The following is a 20,724-nucleotide window of genomic DNA, read 5'->3' on the forward strand; positions in this document are numbered from 1 at the left end:
ATTTAAATTGAGAACCTTTAAGAGCAGTCCAGAGAGGCTGACAAGGTGGGCGATACTTTGTTTGGAGAACGTATTTATACACATAATATATTATTGTGTGAATAATACGGTTATTTCTGACACCTTCCACTTGTCACTTTATGGCAAGTGGTTTTTTTTTGCTCACCAAGACTAATAACTTGGGAGGAAACAAAATGCAATTAAAAGACAAAGATTTTTCATTTCAATCAGTACCTGAAGCAAAACGTAACAGCTTTCTGAAAATGCTTGTTGTTATGCTTGGTTTCACATTCTATTCAGCAAGTATGTGGGCTGGTGGATCATTAGGTGAAGGATTAACATTTATGCAGTTGATTGGTGTCATCTTATTAGGAAACCTTATATTAGGAGCATTTACCGGTGCATTAAGTTATATTGCAGCAAAAACAGGATTATCGACTCACTTACTGGCACAATATAGTTTTGGTGAAAAAGGAGCATATATCTCTTCATTCATGTTATCTGCAACCCAAGTCGGATGGTTTGGTGTAGGGCTAGGAATGTTTGCCTATCCGGTTTCTAAATTAACTGGCCTCCCACTGGTACCGATTGTCATCATTACAGGGATTTTAATGACAGCAACTGCTTATTTCGGTATGAAAGCTTTAACAATCTTAAGTTTTATCGCTGTACCGGCTATTGCGATTTTTGGATCAACGAGTGCAGGAATGGCCATTTCAGATATGGGAGGAATGGAAGCGCTCATTGCTTATAAACCTGAAACTTCATTAACATTAGCAGCAGCTTTAACGATTACAATCGGTTCATTCATTAGTGGTGGTACATTAACACCCGACTTTGCACGCTATGCAAAATCAGGAAAACATGCTGTAACAACAACTGTCATTGCCTTTTTCTTAGGAAATACATTAATGTTCCTATTTGGTGCGATTGGTGTAATAGCAACTGGTCACAATGATATTTCAGATGTAATGATTTCACAAGGCTTACTATTGCCGGCTGTTTTAGTGCTCGGATTAAACATTTGGACAACAAACGATAACTCCCTGTACGCATCTGGACTTGGTTTTGCAACCATGTTCAAGAAGCCAAAGGTATTTATGGTTATGATGAACGGTACGATTGGTACGGTATTTGCCATCGTACTTTATAACAATTTCACAAGCTGGCTGACATTCCTAGGATCCACTCTGCCGGCTATTGGATCAATTATTATTGTGGATTTCTTCTTTATCCAAAAAAGACAATATATTCAGTATGAGCAGGCAAACATTGCAAAAGTACATGTTCCAGCCATCATTGCATGGGCTGTTGGTGTCATCTCGGGGTTAACATTGCCGGGAATCGCTTCACTAAACACATTATTGATTACAGGAATTGTTTATGTAGTTGCTGTTAAGCTAATGAAAACAACAGTTGTTACGGTAAGGGAAGAGGAGGTAGGATGCTATTATGAAAAAGTGGGCTAATGCTGCAATCTTTGGAAGAGAAGGCCTTTGGGATTTACTAATAGAAAATGGTTCATTTTTAAAGATTGTTGAGGCAGGTACAGGTGAATTTGACAGCTGTGAAACAATTGATCTAAGTGGAAAGCTGGTTTGTGCGCCATTTATTGAACCTCATATTCATCTAGATACTACTTTAACGGCAGGCCAACCACGTTGGAATGAAAGTGGGACTTTATTTGAAGGTATTCAATGTTGGTCTGAACGCAAAGATTCCTTAATAAAAGAGGATGTAAAAGAGCGTGCAAAGAAAGCCCTTAGCTGGCAAATTGCTAACGGAATAGGTGCTGTGCGTACACATGTCGATACAACGGATCCTTCTTTAGTAGCATTAGAAGCTATGCTTGAAGTGAAAGCAGAAATGAAAGACTTTGTTGATTTACAAATTGTCGCTTTCCCGCAGGAAGGTCTAATATCTTATCCAAATGGGTTGGAGCTAGTAGAGGAAGCCTTAAAAATGGGTGCTGATATTGTTGGGGGAATCCCTCACTTTGAATTTACGCGTGAAGACGGAGTTCAATCGGTTCGCGAGATTTTTAAATTGGCCATGAAATATGACAAGCCGATTGATATTCATTGTGATGAAATTGATGATGAGCAGTCTCGCCATGTGGAAGTTGTAGCACGTGAAACGATTATGAATGATTACCAAGGTCGTGTTACAGCAAGTCATACGACGGCAATGGGATCTTACAATGATGCCTACGCATATAAATTAATGCGTGTACTTAGACTTGCCGAATTGAATTTCGTAGCAAATCCATTAGTGAATATTCATCTGCAGGGGCGTTTTGACACGTATCCAAAACGTCGTGGCTTAACACGCGTAAAAGAGCTTGATCAAAACGGATTAAATGTTTGCTTCGGTCATGATGATATTATGGATCCTTGGTATCCAATCGGAAACGGGAATATGCTTCAAGTATTGCATATGGGCTTACATGCTTCACAGTTAATGGGCTATAGTGATATTGCAAACAGTTTACGTTTTGTGACTGGTAATAGTGCTAAAGCATTGAACCTTAAAAATTACGGTATTGCAGAAGGAAATCCAGCAAACTTCGTTGTGCTGAATGCGGAAGATGGTTACCATGCCCTTCGCCTGCAAGCAGAGATTCTATACTCTGTTCGAAACGGTAAAGTGATTGCTGAAACGAAGCCTCGCGAGACGAACATTTTTCTGCAAGGTCAAAAGAACATTACCTTTATGTAAGTAAAAGTGAAGACTATCATCAGTTAATGAACTGCCCCTGAAACGGTAGACACGGATTTACCTCTTCAGGGGATTTTTTGAGTGAATGTATATGATGAACAACGTATTGAAGCGGTTAAAAGATACATAAATGGCTCTGAAACATAAGAGAAAGTTCGAAAATGAAATTAAACACGGGAGTTATCAAAAAACGAAATTTATATATGAAACGTAGTGCCATCTTCCGGATTGTGGAAAATTCTCGAAGCAGGTAGGTTAATCTTAATGAAATATAAAAAAGCCAAGGGCAAATTCTTAGCTTTTTTTCCGATTATTGAGTGGGATGGATGGCTGAGAATTCTTTTTTGATTTGTATGATTGCTTTAGTTTTTTCTCCTTTTGTTACCTCGGATGATAAAGAACCAGGGCCTCCACTACGTTCATAATAGACTTTCCCATCAACCTCTCTCTTTTTCTGATTATCCTCAAAATATATTTCAAATTTAACCTCATCATTTTCTGGTAATGTATTTTCATAATAGTAAATATATAATTCTTTTGCTTAGTTCGCTTTCAATTTCTATAAAAGCAACTACAGTGGGATATCCACCACTTCCTGTAGGTCCATAGGGGAAAAAGACTCCATAATCAAAATTCTTATCGATGATCTTAGTAATTTTCTTTCTAATTGAGATTGATTCATAGAAGTTATGTTTTTCATATCTTCCTTAATGAACGATTTTATAATTATATTTTATCAAAATGAAGGATTCTCTCGCATTAGAAAATGGAAAATAATAGTTTTAATGATGTTCGTAACTGAATTCAGATTAATTGACGATGAGTAAGGTATATGAATGTTGGACATTTACTCACTATTCGCATGATTAGTAGTAATCGAATGGAACGTTATTCACCGAGTTGTTTGTATAATATTCAAAATATTAAAAAAGTAAGTTGACTTGTACAAACGAGTGGAATATGATGGTAAAAAATGAATACGCTTACAATAATAGAGCTTGTTTTAAAAGAGTAGAAGACTAAAGGAGGTTATAAATAGCTTGTAATTTAAAGGATTGACTAGGTTCAAATGAGTATAAACCATAAAAATTGAGGTGTATAGAATGAGCGTGTTAAGTGCTGGTAAACGTAAGATAATGACTCTTGTTTTGGCATTAATACTGGTTTTGTCCTTTTCATTGGCTGGCTGTAGTTCAGGTGACTCCCCTTCTGATGCTAAAACAAAAGATGGAAAAGCTCAATATACCATGTGGACATTTGTACAAGTACATGCTGATTATTGGAAAGATGCAGCTGAAACCTGGAATAAAAATCATCCTGATGAACAAATTAATTTGAAAATAAATGTTCTTCCTTTTGATCAGATGAATCAAAAGTTACAGGTAGCATTAAATTCTGGTAATGGTGCTCCAGATATCGCGGACGTAGAAATTGGACAATTCGCTAAATATACAAAAACAAACAAGCCTCCATTTGAAGATATTACAAATGAAGTAGAACCATATAATGAAAACTTAGTAAAAGGACGCACAGATAATTATACGGTAGATGGCAAAGTCTATGGTCTGGATTATCATGTAGGGACAACTCTTGTTTATTACAATATGGATATCATGAAAAAAGCGGGGGTAGATCCATCCACTATTAAAACTTGGGATGACTATGTGGAAGCAGGGAAAGTGGTTAAAGAAAAGTCGGGTATATATATGACTTCTGTAGAAACAAGTTCCCAATTTGTATATACGGCAATGGTTGCTCAACAGAAAGCAGATATGGTAAGAGATGATAAGTCTATTTTATCCGAGGAAGCCAGTGTAACTGCTGTACAAACTCTTCAAGATATGGTCTACAAACATAAAATTGCTAAAACGGCAGAAGGCGGCCATCAAGATGTTGAAGAATATTATGCAGCCTTTAATAAAGGTAAGTATGCTTCAGTGGTCATGCCAGCGTGGTATATGAGTCGTATGGTAAGCTTTATGCCTAAATTAAGCGGAAAAATAAAAATCCAGGGTTTACCAATATTTAAAGAGGGAGATCTCCGTTCGGCGGGACTTGGAGGAACAGCTACAGTTGTCACAAATCAAGCGCATGATAAAGATTTACTTAAGAAATTTGTAGTTGAATCCAAGGCCAGTGAAGAAGGATCTATTAAGACTTGGACAATACTTGGTTTTGATCCAATTCGATCAGATGTATGGCTGAGTCCTGAAATGGAAAAACCGAACAAATACACAGATTATTTCGGAACTGATATTTTTAAACAAATGGCAGTATTGAAGGATGAGGTAGGAACATTAAGTTTTACCCATAATAGTTATCCGATTATTATTGATGAGTTACTCACGAATGGTATGCCAAAAATGATGACTAAACAGGCGGACGTACAAAAAACTTTGGATGCTGTTGATAAATCTGCCAATAAACGAATTAAAGCAGGTAAATAATGTTTGCAATCTAACAAATTAAGGAGGGAACATTCTCTTCTTAATTTGTTGGATAACATTTTGGTATGAAGAGGGATAAGGGGGGAATGAAGATGACGAACGATATTACGGCACAAATAAGTCCAAAGAGCAAAAGTCCATTAAAAAGAGAAAAAAAGAAAATAAATATGCAGAAGATAGCTCCATATCTATTTGTCTCCCCGTTTATTATTGTATTTTTAGTGTTTTCTTTATACCCTTTTATAAATTCGATTATTATGAGTTTCCAAAGAATTTCAGGTTTCGATGAAACGACATTTATAGGTTTAGAGAATTATAAGCGGTTGTTTGCAGATCCTGTATTCTATAAAGCTTTATGGAACGTTACCAGGTATACATTTTGGACTATTTTAATTTTAATCCCATTACCACTCTTGCTGGCTTTAGTGATGAATAATAAAAATACTAAATATAAATATTTTTTTAGATCAATTTTCTTTATACCAGTATTAACATCTACGGTAATTGTAGGGCTGGTGTTTAAATTTGCTTTCAGCAAAGAACCTACTGGAGTATTCAACAGTTGGCTTAGTTACCTTAACATAGGTCCGATTGATTGGCTTAATAATTCAGGGACAGCTATGTTTGCACTTGTAATAGTATGTGTGTGGAGGTGGCTTGGTGTAAATATGATTTATTTTTTATCTGGGTTACAAAATATCCCACGGGAGTTGTATGAATGCGCTGAAATTGATGGCGCAAGTAAATGGGATAAATTTAAAAGTATAACATTGCCAATGATTAAACCAATTACTACTTATGTTTTAACTATATCTATACTCGCAGGCTTTTCATTATTTAATGAAACTTATGTGTATTGGGGAGCACAGTCTCCAGATAATATTGGAACAACTTTCTTAACATATATTTACAAAACAGCCTTTAGCGATGGGGATTTCGGGTATGCATGTACGCTTGGAGTAATAATGTTTGTGATTGTGGTTGCAATAAATTTGATTCAAGTTTCAGTAAGAGGCTTATTTAAGGAGGATTAATGATGAAGGCCAAAAAAAGAGTATCAACCTTGATCACAACCCTAATACTTAGTGTTATCGGATTTATTATACTGATTCCTTTTTGGTTTATGTTAGTCTCCTCCTTTAAAGAATCCTCAGATATTTTTGCACAGGGTTTAAATATACATATAGATTTATCCAGTATCAACTTTAGTAACTATGGAAAATTGTTTACTAATAATAATGGTATATTTCTATCCTGGTTTAAAAATAGTGCACTAATAACAATTATACAAACAGTTTTAGTACTGATTTTTTGTTCAATGGTAGGTTATGGTTTGGCGCAATATCGTTTTAGAGGCCGAAATTTTATTTTTATGCTTGTCTTGATTATGTTGATGGTTCCGGGTGATATTTTATTAATTCCGTTATATAAGCTAGTTACAAATTTAGGCTTAATGGATACTTACGCAGGGGTGATATTACCAGGAATAGTTCCGCCTGCTACAGTGTTTTTCTTTAGGCAATATGCAATTGGGATTCCAAATGATTATGCTGAGGCCGCTAGAATAGATGGGGCGGGAGAATTTCGTATTTTCTCGCAAATATATGTACCGATGATGAAACCGGCTTTTGGAGCAATGACTATTATGACTTCCATGGGAGCTTGGAATAATTTTCTTTGGCCATTGATTGTTATGAGGTCAGATGAGAATTTGGTTATACCTGCAGGGTTATTAACTGCAATGACACCATATGGTAATAACTATGATATCGTCTTTTCGGGCTCGATCATGTCTATTATTCCTATACTTATATTATTCTTATTCAATCAAAAATCTTTTATATCAGGAATGACTGTTGGTGGGGTAAAAGGTTGATAGTGTCAGTAAATGAGGTGTTTTTTGATGGCAAATAAAAGCTTTTTAATCAAAACTACAAATATTGTCTGGAGTTTATTTGTGGTAGGTATTTGTGCTTTGTTAACGAGTGGTATTCTGATTTTTTTATTGCTATTTGTAAAATTCCACTTAATTACACTTCCCTTATATTTAATTGCTTTTTTGTTAATTGGCCCAACAATGGGGGCGATATTCCAAACTATTTTTAAAATGCTTTTTGAAACTGAAATTAGGGTCGTGAGAAAATATTTCTATTACTATAAGAAAGATTTCAAAGATTCCTTAAAACTATGGATTCCATACAGTGTATTAATACTGATTTTGTGTGCAGATATTGATTTTCTGGCCTCCAACGAAAAAGGCGCATATTTGTTACCTATGTTATTTTTAATCCTTCTTTTATCAATGATTAGTTATGTCTATTCACTCATTCTATATAGCCGCTTCATTATCAGGATGAGAGACATTATAAAATACTCCCTTTATTTAGTCATCAATCGCCCGGTACAATCTTTATCTATTGTTATATTAATCTTTATCCTGTATCAATCGTTTAAATATTTTGGCAACTTTGCGATATTTTGGGGAGTCCCGATGTTTGCAGCGTGTACTGTCTTGTTAGTGAGAAATGTGTTACTACAGATTGAAATGAAATATGTTCAATAAATAGATTGAAGAATACTATCATGCATATTACAGAAATCTGTTGAAGAAATATGGCTCTTAGTGAGGGATTCGGCAATTTATGAATGTGAGTTAAAAGTGAAATGATCCGATCTATCGTTTAAAACCAGAAAGCATTTAGAAATTGGAGGAGGATTGAGCGAATACGAAAATTATCACAACTGACATTTCATGTCGATCGTTACGGTAGAGATTGAAAGAGGTGAAAGAATGAATAGGAGAAATATTTGAAAAGCTGTTCAGGAAGTATCAAAGTCAGTGAAGATCATATTCAATCTTTAATTAAGGAAGCAGATTTAAATAAGTTCAATATTGTATCCGATGAATTATATAAAGCAAGGGTAGAAATATGCAAACAATGTTCTTCTTTTCAATATGGGACAACCTGTTCTTACAGCCGGTCAATCATTCATTATCAAGCGAAATTTAAAAGTCAGACTTGTCCGTACCCAAGGGAATCAAAATGGGCAATGATAACGATCTGATTTGAACATATTGTACTTATATAAGTTAGGCTAGTACAAACAAAATGGAGGGATTGTAAATGGCAGCCAATAAAGCAAAAATGATTCTAGAGAAAGATTTTAAAATCGCTGAAATTGATAATCGTATATATGGTTCATTTATTGAACATTTAGGCAGAGCTGTATATGGAGGTATTTATGAGCCTACTCATCCTCAGGCAGATGAAAATGGCTTTAGAAAGGATGTTCTAGAATTAGTAAAAGAACTAAAAGTGCCGTTAGTCCGATATCCTGGAGGGAATTTTGTCTCCGGCTATAATTGGGAGGATGGTGTGGGTCCTAAAGAAAAACGCCCAAACCGCTTAGATCTTGCATGGAGTACTACAGAAACAAATGAAATGGGTACCAATGAATTTATGAAATGGGCTAAATTGGTGAATGCAGATGTAAATATGGCTGTTAATTTAGGTACGAGGGGAATTGATGCAGCTAGAAATTTAGTGGAATATTGCAATCATCCTGGAGGCTCTTATTATAGTGATTTGCGCATCTCGCATGGTGTAAAAGAACCCTATAATATAAAGACATGGTGTCTTGGCAATGAAATGGATGGTCCTTGGCAAATTGGACATAAGACCGCTGCTGAATATGGAAGAATAGCTCAGGAAGCAGCAAAGGTGATGAAGTGGGTAGATCCAAGCATCGAATTGGTAGCATGTGGAAGTTCGCATAGAGCGATGCCTACATTTGCTGATTGGGAAGCAACGGTATTAGATTATACATATGACCATGTTGATTTCATCTCTCTTCATCAGTATTATGGGAATCGAGACAATGACCTATCCAATTATTTAGCTTTATCTTTAGAAATGGATGATTTCATAAAATCAGTTGTCGCCATTGCTGATTATATTAAGGCGAAAAAACGTGGTAAGAAAACTATAAATCTATCTTTTGACGAATGGAACGTTTGGTATCACAGTAATGAGCAGGATAAACAGATTGAACCTTGGAGTATTGCGCCTCCTCAATTAGAGGATATATATACTTTTGAAGATGCGCTCTTAGTTGGATGCATGTTGATTACGTTGCTGAAGCATGCGGATCGAGTTAAAATTGCCTGTCTTGCGCAGTTAGTGAATGTCATTGCGCCGATTATGACAGAAAATAACGGACCTGCTTGGAAGCAAACTATATTCTATCCTTATATGCATACTTCCGTTTATGGACGGGGTATTTCGTTAAATCCGATTATTACTAGTGATAAATACGATAGTAAAGATTTTACGGACGTTCCATATTTAGAGTCTACAGCGGTTTATAATGATGAGGAAGATACATTAACTATTTTTGCGGTTAATCGTCATCTTGAAGAAGTTTTGGAGCTAGAGGTAGATATACGTAATTTTAATGAATATGAAGTAATCGAGCATATTGTTCTAGAAAATGAAAATATTAAACAAACCAATTCAGCACATAAAGAGACAGTAAAACCACATTCCAATGGGAATGCAAAATGTGAGAATGGTAAGGTAATAACCATTCTGCCGAACTTGTCATGGAACGTAATTCGTTTAGCAAAACAGAGATAATTATAAGTATGGCATATTTTTTTAATATAATAGAAAATATGCCTGCTTATCTAGTATTATTTGAAGCAAGTAAGTACTTTATAGCTGTTCACCAATTGAGTGAGAGTTGTGGATTTAAAACAAGATCGATAGAAGAAAGAAGTATTTCTACATTTTCTCAATTAGACAGCTAATTTTGTTGTATACTTTGTTTATCTATTAGACAAACAAAGTATAAAGTGCTACAATGCTAATTAATACAGGTTGCAGATTAAGAATTTAGAGACTCATATTTTGTAAGCATTTACATAAACGATCTGAAACCTAAAAAATTTGGGAGGCATGCCACAATGGCTTATTTCGAAACTGTTAATAAAATCCAATATGAAGGCGCTTCATCTAAAAATCCTTTAGCATTTAAGTATTATAATCCAGAAGAAATGATAAATGGAAAAACAATGGAAGATATTCTCCGATTCTCAGTTACCTATTGGCACACGTTCACAGCAGATGGAACAGATCCATTTGGTGTTGGTACAGCGATTCGCCCATGGAATAATCTCAAAGGTTTAGATTTAGCAAAAGCCCGTGTGGAAGCGGCATTTGAACTCTTTGAAAAATTAAATGTTCCTTATTTTGCTTTCCATGATGTAGATATCGCTCCAGAAGGAAGCACATTAAAAGAAACAAATGAAAATCAGGATATTATCGTAGCAATGATTCAGGAATACATGAAAACAAGTAAAACAAAGTTGCTTTGGAATACAGCAAATATGTTCACAAATCCTCGTTATGTACATGGTGCTGCCACTTCTCCAAATGCTGATGTATTTGCCTATTCAGCTGCGAAAGTAAAAAAAGGCTTAGAAGTAGCGAAGGAACTTGGCGCTGAAAACTATGTGTTTTGGGGCGGTCGTGAAGGCTACGAAACACTCCTAAATACGGACATGAAGCTTGAACAAGATAACTTGGCTCGCTTCTTCCATATGGCAGTTGACTATGCGAAAGAAATCGGTTTGAATGTTCCTTTCTTGATTGAGCCAAAACCTAAAGAACCTACAAAACACCAATATGATTTTGATGTGGCGACTAGTATGGCTTTCTTGCAAAAATATGATCTGACAGATTATTTCAAGTTCAATATTGAAGCTAACCATGCAACTCTTGCTGGCCATACATTTGAGCATGAGTTAAGAACAGCTCGTATCAATGGAATGCTTGGATCAGTGGATGCAAACCAGGGGGATACACTCCTTGGATGGGATACAGATGAATTTCCGACTGATCTTTATTCTAATACATTAGCAATGTATGAAATATTGAAAAATGGAGGTTTAGGCAAAGGTGGTTTAAACTTCGATGCAAAAGTACGACGGGGTTCATTTGAGCCAGAGGATCTTTTTCATGCCCACATCGCTGGTATGGATGCATTTGCTATTGGATTAAAAGTAGCAAACAGGCTTATTGAAGATAAAGCTTTAGATAGCTTTGTTGAAGAACGCTATAGCAGCTATCAAGAAGGGATTGGCTTAGATATCGTTGAGGGCAGAACCAACTTCCGTGAATTAGAAAAGTACGCTCTTCAATTAACTGAAATTAAGAACACATCTGGAAGAACAGAGCGCCTTAAAGCTATCATCAACCAATATTTATTAGAAACACTATCAAGTGTACACGTTTAATCTATTAATCATACAAAGTGCTGGAAGCCTTTCCTCCAGCACTTTTTTTAGAAAAGGATGATAAGGATGAAATATGTTATTGGTGTAGACCTCGGAACAAGTGCAGTGAAAATCTTACTAGTGAATCAGCATGGAGACGTATGTATGGAAGTAGCAAAGTCATATCCGCTTATTATTGAAAAATCTAGTTACAGTGAACAAAACCCAGAAGAATGGGTTGAAAAAACGACAGCAGGAATAGCGGAATTAATTCACCAGTTCGATGGGGATATAAATGATATAGAGGGGATCAGTTTCTCGGGTCAGATGCATGGTTTAGTTTTACTAGATGAAGATAATCAAGTCTTAAGAAATGCGATTTTATGGAATGACACGAGAACGACAAGGCAATGCCAGGAAATATGCGATGTTATGGGAAGTAAACGTTTATTAGAAGTAACGAAAAACCCTGCGTTAGAGGGCTTTACCTTGCCTAAAATCCTCTGGGTAAAAGAAAATGAACCAGATATTTTCAAGCGTGCAAGATTGTTTGTGCTCCCAAAGGATTATTTACGCTACCGCCTAACCGGAAACATTCATATGGACTACTCTGATGCTGCAGGAACGCTATTACTAAATGTGGCGGAACGGGAATGGAGCAAGGAAGTATTGGCGGCATTTGGTCTATCCTCTGATTTTTGCCCGCCATTAGTGGAATCACATGATTTTGTAGGTACAGTAACAGCTGAATTTGCCCAAAAAACAGGATTGACTGAAGCGGTAAAAGTGTTTGCAGGCGGAGCTGATAATGCATGCGGTGCGATTGGTTCCGGAATTTTAACACCAGGAAAAACGTTAGCAAGCATTGGTACCTCTGGTGTCGTACTATCTTATGAAGAAAGAAATGACCTAGATTTTAATGGGAAAGTTCATTATTTTAATCATGGTGAAGAAAATGCTTACTATACAATGGGTGTGACGCTTGCGGCTGGCTATAGCTTAAGCTGGTTTAAGGAAACGTTCGCGAAGCAAGAAGATTTTGATCAAGTTTTGGCTGGAGTGGAAGAAGTACCTGCAGGCAGCAATGGTCTATTATTTACCCCATATATTGTCGGTGAAAGAACACCACATGCAGATTCCACTATTCGCGGTAGCTTTATTGGCATTGATGCATCTCTTGATCGGAAATATTTTGCCCGCGCGGTTCTGGAAGGGATAACGTTCTCTCTAAACGAATCAATTGAAATTTTCAGGGAAAATGGTAAGACAATTAATTCAATAATCTCTATTGGCGGCGGTGCCAAAAATGACACATGGCTGCAGATGCAAGCGGATATTTTTAATACGAAAATTGAAAGACTGACAAGCGAGCAAGGTCCAGGAATGGGAGCGGCGATGCTTGCAGCGTATGGATGCGGTTGGTTTGCTTCATTAAACGAATGTGCCAATCATTTTATTCAAGTTGCAAAATCCTATGATCCGATTCAAGAAAATGTCGAGACGTATAAGCGATTATTTAAGGTATATCAACAGGTATATACTCAAACGAAGGGGCTTAATGAGCAACTTGAAGAATATAGAAAATAATTAATGGTAATGGTGTTATTTGGGTTTTGAAGTGCCAAAGGTGATGTTGTAATCCTTTTCTAACTGCTAGTAAAAAGTAAATAATATTCGTAAAATAAGTCGGACTATTAAATCTGACTTATTTTTTTGATTAATAGGTCAGATTTTTTTGTAATGAGAGAGAAAGTTCTAACCGTTATTAAATTTTTATAGGTCCCTCAATATTCTGTTAATGAGAGAAATAAATGAGTTCGATTATATTCCACGTGTACTTGTGGAATACTTTTTATATGGTTTTAGCAGTTTATTAGGAGGATCTTGATGGATGAACTAAAAAAGGAAAGTCATCAATTGGAGAAAATAAGTCCGTTTGAGTTAAAAGATAAGCTCATTGATCTTGCAAAAGGAAAAATGAGAATCACTAGAACTATGCTGGATGCAGGACGGGGGAATCCTAATTGGATTGCAGCGACACCTCGAGAAGCGTTTTTTGCTTTAGGGCAATTCGCTGTTACAGAATCGAGGCAAGTATGGGATGATGGCAATTTAGCGGGGATGCCAAGTCGGATAGGAATTGCAGAACGTTTTAATAAATATGTTGAGGCCAATCAGCAAGTTCCAGGAATTCATTTGCTGAAAGAAATTATTCAATACGGTATCAAAAATAAACAGTTTGAGCCAGATACATGGGTCTATGAATTAGTAGATGGAATTATTGGTGATAATTACCCGATTCCGGATCGAATGCTTGTTAGAACTGAACAGGTTGTACATGATTTTTTAATTAAAGAGCTATGTAATGGTGATTCGTCGGCTGGTCCGTTTGATTTATTTGCTGTTGAAGGAGCAACGGCAGCGATGTGTTATATATTTGATACGTTATTTAAAAATTATTTGCTGCCCAAAGGATCTAAGATTGCGGTGATGGTTCCAATTTTTCCGCCTTATATAGAGATTCCAGAGCTTCCTAACAATGATTACGAACTTGTGAAAATTGAAGCAACCGAATTAAACAATGAAGGACAGCATACATGGCAATACCCTGATGAAGAAATAGAAAAATTAAAAGATACGGACATTGTAGCACTTTTTTTAGTAAATCCGAGCAATCCGCCTTCAGTTTCTTTGGAAAAGAAATCCACAGAAAAAATCATACAAATCGTGAAACAAGATAATCCAAATCTTATGATAATTTCAGATGATGTATATGGTACTTTTGTTGAAGGGTTCCGTTCCTTAATGGTGGATTTACCATTCAATACAATTGGGGTCTATTCATTTTCTAAATATTTTGGTGTGACAGGCTGGCGATTAGGGACGATTTCCATAAATCGATCCAATGTCTTTGATAAATTAGTCGATGATTTACCAGAAGAAACGAAGGAGGTTCTACATAAAAGATACGCTTCGCTTACACGGAATCCAGAAAGTCTTACGTTTATCGATCGAATAGTTGCAGATAGCAGAGCCGTTGCGATGAATCACACAGCTGGATTATCGACACCGCAACAAGTACAAATGGCTTTATTTTCAATTTTTGCAATGCTCGATACCAATAATGAATACAAGAAAAAAACAATAGACATTTTACATCGGAGGATGAATTTATTATACAAAGGTCTTGGTTTACCTAAGAAACATTTGCCCAATGATGCAGATTATTATACAGAAATCGATTTGGAAATCTGGTGTAATCATCATTTTGATAAAGGGTTCACCGATTACCTGAAAAAGAATTATAACCCGGTTGATATTTTATATCGCCTTGCAGAAAACTCATCGATAGTATTATTAAGCGGCGAAGGATTTTCAGCACCAGTATGGTCCATTCGTGTATCTCTTGCTAATCTAAATGATGAAGACTACTTACAAATTGGCCAAGAACTAAAAAATGTACTAGAAAATTATGTGATGGAATGGAAAAAGAAAATGGGTCATATTTAAATTTAAGTGCCTAAATCTCAGGGATTTCAGGTTCCATTAGCTGGAATTTAATTATTCCTATATAATAACAGTCAAAGCCTTGCTACGATATTTATGTAGCAAGGCTTTTTAAGTTCTTTATTATACTGTTATCTCATAGCTTATCTCCTCTATTGATAATAACCATATTTTACTCCTTTACCAGATTAAAATGTTGAAGTATAGTTGTACGTGTTATTTACAATGTTAAAAGATGACTATATAATTAGAAATTATTGTAGAATAACTAAAATGTTAGAATAGGAGAGTAGTAATGGAACTATTAGGGATCTTGATTATAATAATAGGATTTGCACTAAAGTTAGATACCATTGCAGTAGTTGTTGTAGCAGGTATTTCGACTGGACTTGTGGCAAACATGAATATCGTAGATATACTTAATACACTTGGAGAAGCATTTGTATCAAATAGAGTAACTTGTTTATTTTTGATTACCATTCCTGTTATAGGGTTGAGTGAAAGATACGGATTAAAAGCCAAGGCAGTTATGCTTATTAAAAAAGCAAGCAGTTTATCAGTAGGAAAATTACTGAGTGGTTATACGTTTATAAGAGAAGTAACGATTGGTATGGGCGTAACACTTGGTGGACACCCACAATTTGTTAGACCTTTAGTAAGCCCAATGGCAGAAGGTGCAGCCGTTGCTAAATACGGAGATAAGGTCGACGAAAAAGATATTGAAAAAATAAAATCATACTCAGCAGCATCTGATAATATCGGTAATTTCTTTGCGCAAAATGTATTCATCGCAAATTCTGGTGTACTTTTAATTGCATCTACACTGGAAGGGCTAGGCATGCAGGTAGATACACTTGAAGTAGCGAAAGTTTCAGTACCAGTTGCCGTTATTGCATTCATATTCTGGACTGCTCAAAATTTATTATTCGATAGAAAAATGACGCAAAAATATTCTAGTAAAAATGGAGAAGGACGAGGTGAACAATAATGGATATAACACAAATCTCTAATCTTTTATTAGAACTCTTTTATATTATAATCGGTTTATTCATGGGAGTTACCATGGTATTTACTTTAAAGGATAAAAACCACAAAACAAGAATCGGTACAGCTATGTTTTGGGGAATACTAGCCGTAATTTTCATACTTGGAAACTATATTCCAAGTACGATAGTAGGTATTTTAGTAGTTGTTATCGCTGTATTATCGGCAACTAAGCAAATAAATATTGGAACGTTAAAACAATTAGATGAGACATTCGCTAACTTAAAAGCAGAAAAATTAGGCTTGAAAATTTTCATCCCATCACTGTCTATCGCAGTTATAGCCATGCTTGTGGCTCAATTTACAAGTTTCCCTGGAACGGTAGCGATTGGCATAGCATCAACAATAGCATTAGTATTAACGTTTATATTAACTAAAGCTACTTCTAAAGAGCTATTAGAGGATACAAATAGAATGTATCAATCAATTGGAGCATTTGCGATTCTGCCTCAATTATTAGCTTCATTAGGCGTATTATTTACGACAGCGGGTGTAGGCGATAAGATTGCATCGATTATTTCGAATGTGATCCCAACAGGTAATGCATTGGTAGGTGTAGCAACTTATTGTGTAGGTATGGCTTTATTTACAGCTATCATGGGTAATGCATTTGCCGCATTTGCTGTAATAACGGCTGGAATCGGTGTTCCGTTTGTATTTGCTATAGGCGGAGACCCCCTTATCTGTGGAACTCTGGCATTAACAGCTGGATACTGTGGAACATTAATTACACCTATGGCTGCAAACTTCAATATGTTACCAGCTGCATTGCTTGAACTAAAAGATAAGAATTCAGTCATAAAGGCACAAGCTCCAATCGCTTTAACATTATTAGTTGTTCATATATTTATGATGTATATTTGGGGATTTTAAGATAAAAAACTTACAATAGGAGAATAAATTATGAAAGTATTAATAACTGGATTTGATGCATTCGGAGGAGAGCCAGTAAACCCAGCTGAAGAAGCTGTTAAAATGGTAAACAACAAAATCGCAGGAGCAGAGGTTATTAAGGTCATTATACCGACAGTTCAAAATAAATCTGTTGAAGCAATAGAGAATGCAATAGAACAGCACAAGCCGGATATTGTCATATCAGTAGGGCAGGCAGGAGGAAGATTTGATATAACTCCTGAAAGAGTTGCTATTAACCTGGATGATTATAGAATTAAAGATAACGAAGGTAATCAACCAATTGATGCAGTTATCCAACCGGATGGTCAACCTGCTTATTTCTCAAACTTACCAGTAAAAGCTATGGTTAAACATATGAGTGAAAATGGAATCCCGGCAACGTTATCAAATACAGCCGGAACATTTGTATGTAACCATGTAATGTACGGAATTCTTTACATGATTGATAAGAAGTATCCAAATATAAAAGGTGGATTTATTCACATCCCTTATATGACTTCTCAAGTGATGGATAAGAAAAATACTCCGTTTATGTCGTTAAATGATATTGTAAAGGGCTTGGAACTGGCTATTGAAGCTTGTGTTATCTATGACGAAGATATAAAAGCAATCGGCGGAGAGATTTGTTAATGAGTCGGATCAATCTTTTTGTTTATGGAAGCTTACGGGAAGGGTTTTTCAATTATAATAAGTATTTAGCTAATAAGGTCATTGAGAAAAAAGAAGCCAAATTAGAAAATATGAAATTATATCATATGCCGTATAAAGGTTATCCTGCTATTACATTTGGTGAAGATGTAGTATGGGGAGAAATCATGGTCATAAAAGAAGATTGTTACGAGGATACAATGAAGGCAATGGATGAGATGGAGGGATACATTAGTGAAAATAATCCCGAAAATGAATACCATAAAGTAGTGCTGGAAGTAGAAAATCTTCATACCCATCAAAAAGAAAAATGTTTTGTTTATTTCTATAACAAAGACAAAGATTCAATTTTTGAGAGTAGTACCATTTATATTCCGCATGGTGATTGGAAAGAATACATGATAAGTGGAAATTTACAAAAAGAGCTTTCTCCAAATAAGAATATTTTAATCGGGATGGCTAAAGAAGAAATGCGAGAAAGCTATGTTTATAGCTGAGCTTTCTAATGAAATCCGAGTATTAAACAGCTGTGTAAAAGCAGCTGTTTTTCTTTTTTTGTTTTTTGATCTGGAATTAAAGAATTTCACCTAACCCTATCTCTTGGTAAGGTGTTGAAAACTAGCATTTTTCATTAGGTCAGGAGGTATTATTGTCCTCCATAAATCCTTTATTTTTATGATATAAAATAACGGTGAGCAGGATAATACTGGCTGCTATCCAGATGGCTGTGTTCCCCATATGAATACTGGAATAGGTCCCAACTAATGCACCAAAAATAAAGGAGAGTATAATGGCGGAAAACCCTTTAAATTTTCTTTTTGATTCTGAATCACGATCTATAAAGGCGCCGTAAAAAGCTGAAGAGGCAGTTCGCAGATTTCCGGTTGTGATGGTTGAATTGTAGCTCCAATTTTCCAATTTGTTAAAGGTAGCGATTTGCAGGGAGGATACAAAGGCAATGCTCATAGTGACAATCATATTCGGTACACTTCCTGGTAACCAACCGACAATAAATAAAATGACACACTCCAGTATTAAAACTGCTCGTCTATGCATATCGTGTTTGTCTTTGATGTATTCGGCTGTTAACACGCCGGCAATAAAAGCTAAAAAAGGCGGTACATTCTGAATGGCTGCACCGTATTTTGTGCTGGCTGCTCTCACCGCAAATAAAACGGTATTTCCTGTTTGTGCAGTTGCAAAAACTCCGTCCCTTGTAACGTATGTATAAGCATCTAAAAACCCACCTACTAATGCCAGGATCATTCCCATAACTAAGGAATTAGCTGATAATGAAAGAAAATTTCTTATTCTATGTTCCATATATATCTCCTTACGACCAGCCCATTTTTAGCAAAAAGGAAGAGAACGTGGCTTTTATGAAAATGATTCCACATACCTACTTAGATTATTCAAAAAATCTTGAATGTCATTATCCGAAAAATAAGTGGATGAGGAAACGGATGCGATTTTTTTGCATTTTAGATGGACGGAGAAGCTAACTGCTACTAAAGAATGTAAATGATTTATTACGCACTATTAGACCGTTTGCTCGAGGAAGAGGGGAGATGAAATAGAGGGAGTTATCTTTGCAAAGAATGAAGAACCTCCATTAGTAACTAGAGGTTCTTCATTCTTTTTAGGCTTTAATTTTCTTTACATTCATTTCTTTTAGAGAAACAACTTTTGTTTTCTTACTATATTTATATCCAAACCACAAAATTAGAAATAGCGGAAGACTGATATAGGATACTAATAAACCGTACCAATCTATAGTACCGCCAAATAAGGCATCGGTATTTTGGCCAAGTATGATCAGGGTACATAGTGTGGCAGCAGCGAGCGGTGCGAACGGGAACCATTTTGCTTTATAAGGAAGATCATTTACATCATATCCCTGAGCCACATATGCTCTGCGAAAACGATAGTGGCTAATGGCGATGCCAAGCCAGGCAATAAACCCAGATAAACCGGCTGCATTAATGAGCCAGACATAAACCACACCATCTCCAAAAAATGAACTTAAAAATGCCAGACAGCCAACCAGGCCAGTAGCAATTAAGGCATTGATGGGTACACCTTTTTTGCTCAATTTTCCAAGGAATTTTGGAGCATGTCCTCTTTCTGCTAAGTTCCATAGCATTCGGGCTGCTGCATACATTCCTGAGTTACCTGCTGAAAGAATGGCGGTCAGGATGATTGCGTTCATAACAGATGCAGCAAAGGCAATGCCAGCGCGCTCAAATAGAAGAGTGAAAGGACTTTTTACGACACTATCGGTAGCAGCAAGGTCCGGAGTAGTATAGGGAATCACTAAACCGATGATTAAGATAGAAAGAATAAAGAAAATTAAAATCCTCCAAAAAACTGAATTTACAGCTTTAGGAATAGTTTTTGCTGGTTCCTTACTTTCTCCGGCCGTAATCCCAATAAGCTCTGTCCCTTGAAATGAAAAACCAACGACCATAAAGACTCCTAATATAGCCATGATTCCTCCATTAAAAGGTGCATCATCAACTGTGAAATTCTTGAATCCAATGGCTTCTCCGCCCATAATTCCAAATATCATCAAGACACCTGTACCAATAAAAACAATAATGGCAATTACTTTTATTAATGAGAACCAATATTCTGACTCTCCGAAGCTTTTAACAGAGAGAGCGTTTAGTAGAAAAATAATGAGAAGAAATAATCCACTCCATAATGCTGAAGGGCTATCAGGAAACCAAAACTTCATTATTAACACAATCGCTGATAGCTCTGCTGCAATCGTGACTGCCCAACTATACCAGTAATTCCAGCCAAGTGCGAAGCCAAAGGCAGGATCGACGAACTTTTCTCCATAGATACTGAATGATCCCGCAACGGGCATATGTGCGGCCATCTCTCCCAGACTTGTCATTAAAAAATATACCATTATACCAACAATTGCGAAGGCAACAAGGGCACCGCCAGGACCGGCAGCATGAACTGTATTTCCACTAGCCAGAAATAATCCCGTACCAATCGTTCCGCCGAGAGAAATCATTGTTAAATGCCTGGTTTTTAAATCTCTTTTTAATTTTCTTTTCTTTTTACGTTTATATATAGGTGATGTTTCTTTAATGGCAGGTTCCATTATTATGCCTCTTTCCTTCTTTATGTCATTTATTAATTAGTAGTGTTATA

Annotated in this window: 17 protein-coding genes; 15 read left to right on the forward strand and 2 right to left on the reverse strand. The window is 36.1% G+C overall.

Going from position 1 to position 20,724, the window contains the following annotated elements; genetic code table 11:
- The first annotated feature begins 194 nt into the window (after positions 1-194).
- From codB to F7984_RS03300, 15 genes are all read left to right on the forward strand, one after another.
- On the forward strand, positions 195-1,469 hold the full coding sequence (gene codB, locus F7984_RS03230; protein WP_140462301.1) for a cytosine permease: 1,275 nt from the start codon (positions 195-197) through the stop codon (positions 1,467-1,469).
- The gene (gene codA / locus F7984_RS03235) at positions 1,453-2,718 is read left to right on the forward strand and encodes a cytosine deaminase (RefSeq protein WP_140462302.1); all 1,266 of its coding nucleotides are present in this window, start codon (positions 1,453-1,455) and stop codon (positions 2,716-2,718) included. Before codB ends, codA begins: the two co-directional genes overlap by 17 nt.
- A 1,103-nt stretch (positions 2,719-3,821) precedes the next feature.
- The gene (locus tag F7984_RS03240; RefSeq protein WP_140462303.1) at positions 3,822-5,165 is read left to right on the forward strand and encodes an ABC transporter substrate-binding protein; all 1,344 of its coding nucleotides are present in this window, start codon (positions 3,822-3,824) and stop codon (positions 5,163-5,165) included.
- 92 nt (positions 5,166-5,257) lie between these two features.
- Positions 5,258-6,199 (forward strand): carbohydrate ABC transporter permease, encoded by a 942-nt coding sequence (locus F7984_RS03245; protein ID WP_225983650.1) that lies wholly within the window; start codon positions 5,258-5,260, stop codon positions 6,197-6,199.
- Positions 6,199-7,041, forward strand: a complete 843-nt coding sequence (locus F7984_RS03250) for a carbohydrate ABC transporter permease (protein WP_066102847.1) — start codon at positions 6,199-6,201, stop codon at positions 7,039-7,041. Before F7984_RS03245 ends, F7984_RS03250 begins: the two co-directional genes overlap by 1 nt.
- A gap of 27 nt (positions 7,042-7,068) precedes the next feature.
- The gene (locus F7984_RS03255; protein ID WP_066102844.1) at positions 7,069-7,728 is read left to right on the forward strand and encodes a DUF624 domain-containing protein; all 660 of its coding nucleotides are present in this window, start codon (positions 7,069-7,071) and stop codon (positions 7,726-7,728) included.
- 245 nt (positions 7,729-7,973) lie between these two features.
- Complete coding sequence (locus F7984_RS03260) at positions 7,974-8,231, forward strand: hypothetical protein (protein ID WP_066102841.1); 258 nt, start codon at positions 7,974-7,976, stop codon at positions 8,229-8,231.
- Positions 8,232-8,290: 59 nt separating this feature from the next.
- Entirely contained in the window at positions 8,291-9,802 is a 1,512-nt protein-coding gene (locus tag F7984_RS03265) for an arabinosylfuranosidase ArfA (RefSeq protein WP_066102838.1), read from the forward strand.
- Between the two features lie 329 nt (positions 9,803-10,131).
- Entirely contained in the window at positions 10,132-11,463 is a 1,332-nt protein-coding gene (gene xylA, locus F7984_RS03270) for a xylose isomerase (RefSeq protein ID WP_066102834.1), read from the forward strand.
- A 66-nt stretch (positions 11,464-11,529) separates the two neighbouring features.
- A complete protein-coding gene (gene xylB / locus F7984_RS03275) occupies positions 11,530-13,029 on the forward strand; it encodes a xylulokinase (protein ID WP_066102831.1) in 1,500 nt (499 codons plus the stop codon).
- A 300-nt stretch (positions 13,030-13,329) separates the two neighbouring features.
- Positions 13,330-14,952, forward strand: coding sequence for an aspartate 4-decarboxylase (gene aspD / locus F7984_RS03280; RefSeq protein WP_140462304.1), 1,623 nt, complete (start codon positions 13,330-13,332; stop codon positions 14,950-14,952).
- A 292-nt stretch (positions 14,953-15,244) separates the two neighbouring features.
- Positions 15,245-15,937: a DUF969 domain-containing protein gene (locus tag F7984_RS03285; protein ID WP_066102823.1), complete on the forward strand. Its 693-nt coding sequence runs from the start codon at positions 15,245-15,247 to the stop codon at positions 15,935-15,937.
- A complete protein-coding gene (locus F7984_RS03290; protein WP_066102819.1) occupies positions 15,937-16,866 on the forward strand; it encodes a DUF979 domain-containing protein in 930 nt (309 codons plus the stop codon). The genes F7984_RS03285 and F7984_RS03290 overlap by 1 nt, the downstream gene beginning before the upstream one ends.
- A 30-nt stretch (positions 16,867-16,896) precedes the next feature.
- Positions 16,897-17,538 carry a pyroglutamyl-peptidase I gene (pcp, locus tag F7984_RS03295; RefSeq protein WP_066102816.1) on the forward strand — a complete coding sequence of 214 codons (642 nt, stop codon included), beginning with the start codon at positions 16,897-16,899 and terminating at the stop codon, positions 17,536-17,538.
- Positions 17,538-18,053: a gamma-glutamylcyclotransferase family protein gene (locus F7984_RS03300; protein ID WP_077247998.1), complete on the forward strand. Its 516-nt coding sequence runs from the start codon at positions 17,538-17,540 to the stop codon at positions 18,051-18,053. Before pcp ends, F7984_RS03300 begins: the two co-directional genes overlap by 1 nt.
- Before the next feature lie 139 nt (positions 18,054-18,192).
- Here F7984_RS03300 and F7984_RS03305 read toward each other — a convergent pair whose 3' ends face one another.
- Entirely contained in the window at positions 18,193-18,879 is a 687-nt protein-coding gene (locus F7984_RS03305) for a YoaK family protein (RefSeq protein ID WP_140462305.1), read from the reverse strand.
- A gap of 316 nt (positions 18,880-19,195) precedes the next feature.
- Positions 19,196-20,674 (reverse strand): amino acid permease, encoded by a 1,479-nt coding sequence (locus F7984_RS03310; protein WP_140462306.1) that lies wholly within the window; start codon positions 20,672-20,674, stop codon positions 19,196-19,198.
- Positions 20,675-20,724 lie beyond the last annotated feature (50 nt).

The sequence above is a fragment of the Pradoshia sp. D12 genome, assembly GCF_008935075.1.
Lineage (GTDB): Bacteria > Bacillota > Bacilli > Bacillales > Pradoshiaceae > Pradoshia.

What these genes read in the sequence shown, in the direction of transcription:
- F7984_RS03265 (WP_066102838.1), top strand. Translation starts at nt 8,291, where the DNA reads ATGGCAGCCAATAAAGCAAAAATGATTCTAGAGAAAGATTTTAAAATC.
- aspD (WP_140462304.1), top strand. Translation starts at nt 13,330, where the DNA reads ATGGATGAACTAAAAAAGGAAAGTCATCAATTGGAGAAAATAAGTCCG.
- F7984_RS03300 (WP_077247998.1), top strand. Translation starts at nt 17,538, where the DNA reads ATGAGTCGGATCAATCTTTTTGTTTATGGAAGCTTACGGGAAGGGTTT.
- F7984_RS03245 (WP_225983650.1), top strand. Translation starts at nt 5,258, where the DNA reads ATGACGAACGATATTACGGCACAAATAAGTCCAAAGAGCAAAAGTCCA.
- codB (WP_140462301.1), top strand. Translation starts at nt 195, where the DNA reads ATGCAATTAAAAGACAAAGATTTTTCATTTCAATCAGTACCTGAAGCA.
- F7984_RS03305 (WP_140462305.1), bottom strand. Translation starts at nt 18,879, where the DNA reads ATGGAACATAGAATAAGAAATTTTCTTTCATTATCAGCTAATTCCTTA.
- F7984_RS03250 (WP_066102847.1), top strand. Translation starts at nt 6,199, where the DNA reads ATGATGAAGGCCAAAAAAAGAGTATCAACCTTGATCACAACCCTAATA.
- F7984_RS03285 (WP_066102823.1), top strand. Translation starts at nt 15,245, where the DNA reads ATGGAACTATTAGGGATCTTGATTATAATAATAGGATTTGCACTAAAG.
- xylB (WP_066102831.1), top strand. Translation starts at nt 11,530, where the DNA reads ATGAAATATGTTATTGGTGTAGACCTCGGAACAAGTGCAGTGAAAATC.
- codA (WP_140462302.1), top strand. Translation starts at nt 1,453, where the DNA reads ATGAAAAAGTGGGCTAATGCTGCAATCTTTGGAAGAGAAGGCCTTTGG.
- pcp (WP_066102816.1), top strand. Translation starts at nt 16,897, where the DNA reads ATGAAAGTATTAATAACTGGATTTGATGCATTCGGAGGAGAGCCAGTA.
- F7984_RS03255 (WP_066102844.1), top strand. Translation starts at nt 7,069, where the DNA reads ATGGCAAATAAAAGCTTTTTAATCAAAACTACAAATATTGTCTGGAGT.
- xylA (WP_066102834.1), top strand. Translation starts at nt 10,132, where the DNA reads ATGGCTTATTTCGAAACTGTTAATAAAATCCAATATGAAGGCGCTTCA.
- F7984_RS03240 (WP_140462303.1), top strand. Translation starts at nt 3,822, where the DNA reads ATGAGCGTGTTAAGTGCTGGTAAACGTAAGATAATGACTCTTGTTTTG.
- F7984_RS03290 (WP_066102819.1), top strand. Translation starts at nt 15,937, where the DNA reads ATGGATATAACACAAATCTCTAATCTTTTATTAGAACTCTTTTATATT.
- F7984_RS03310 (WP_140462306.1), bottom strand. Translation starts at nt 20,674, where the DNA reads ATGGAACCTGCCATTAAAGAAACATCACCTATATATAAACGTAAAAAG.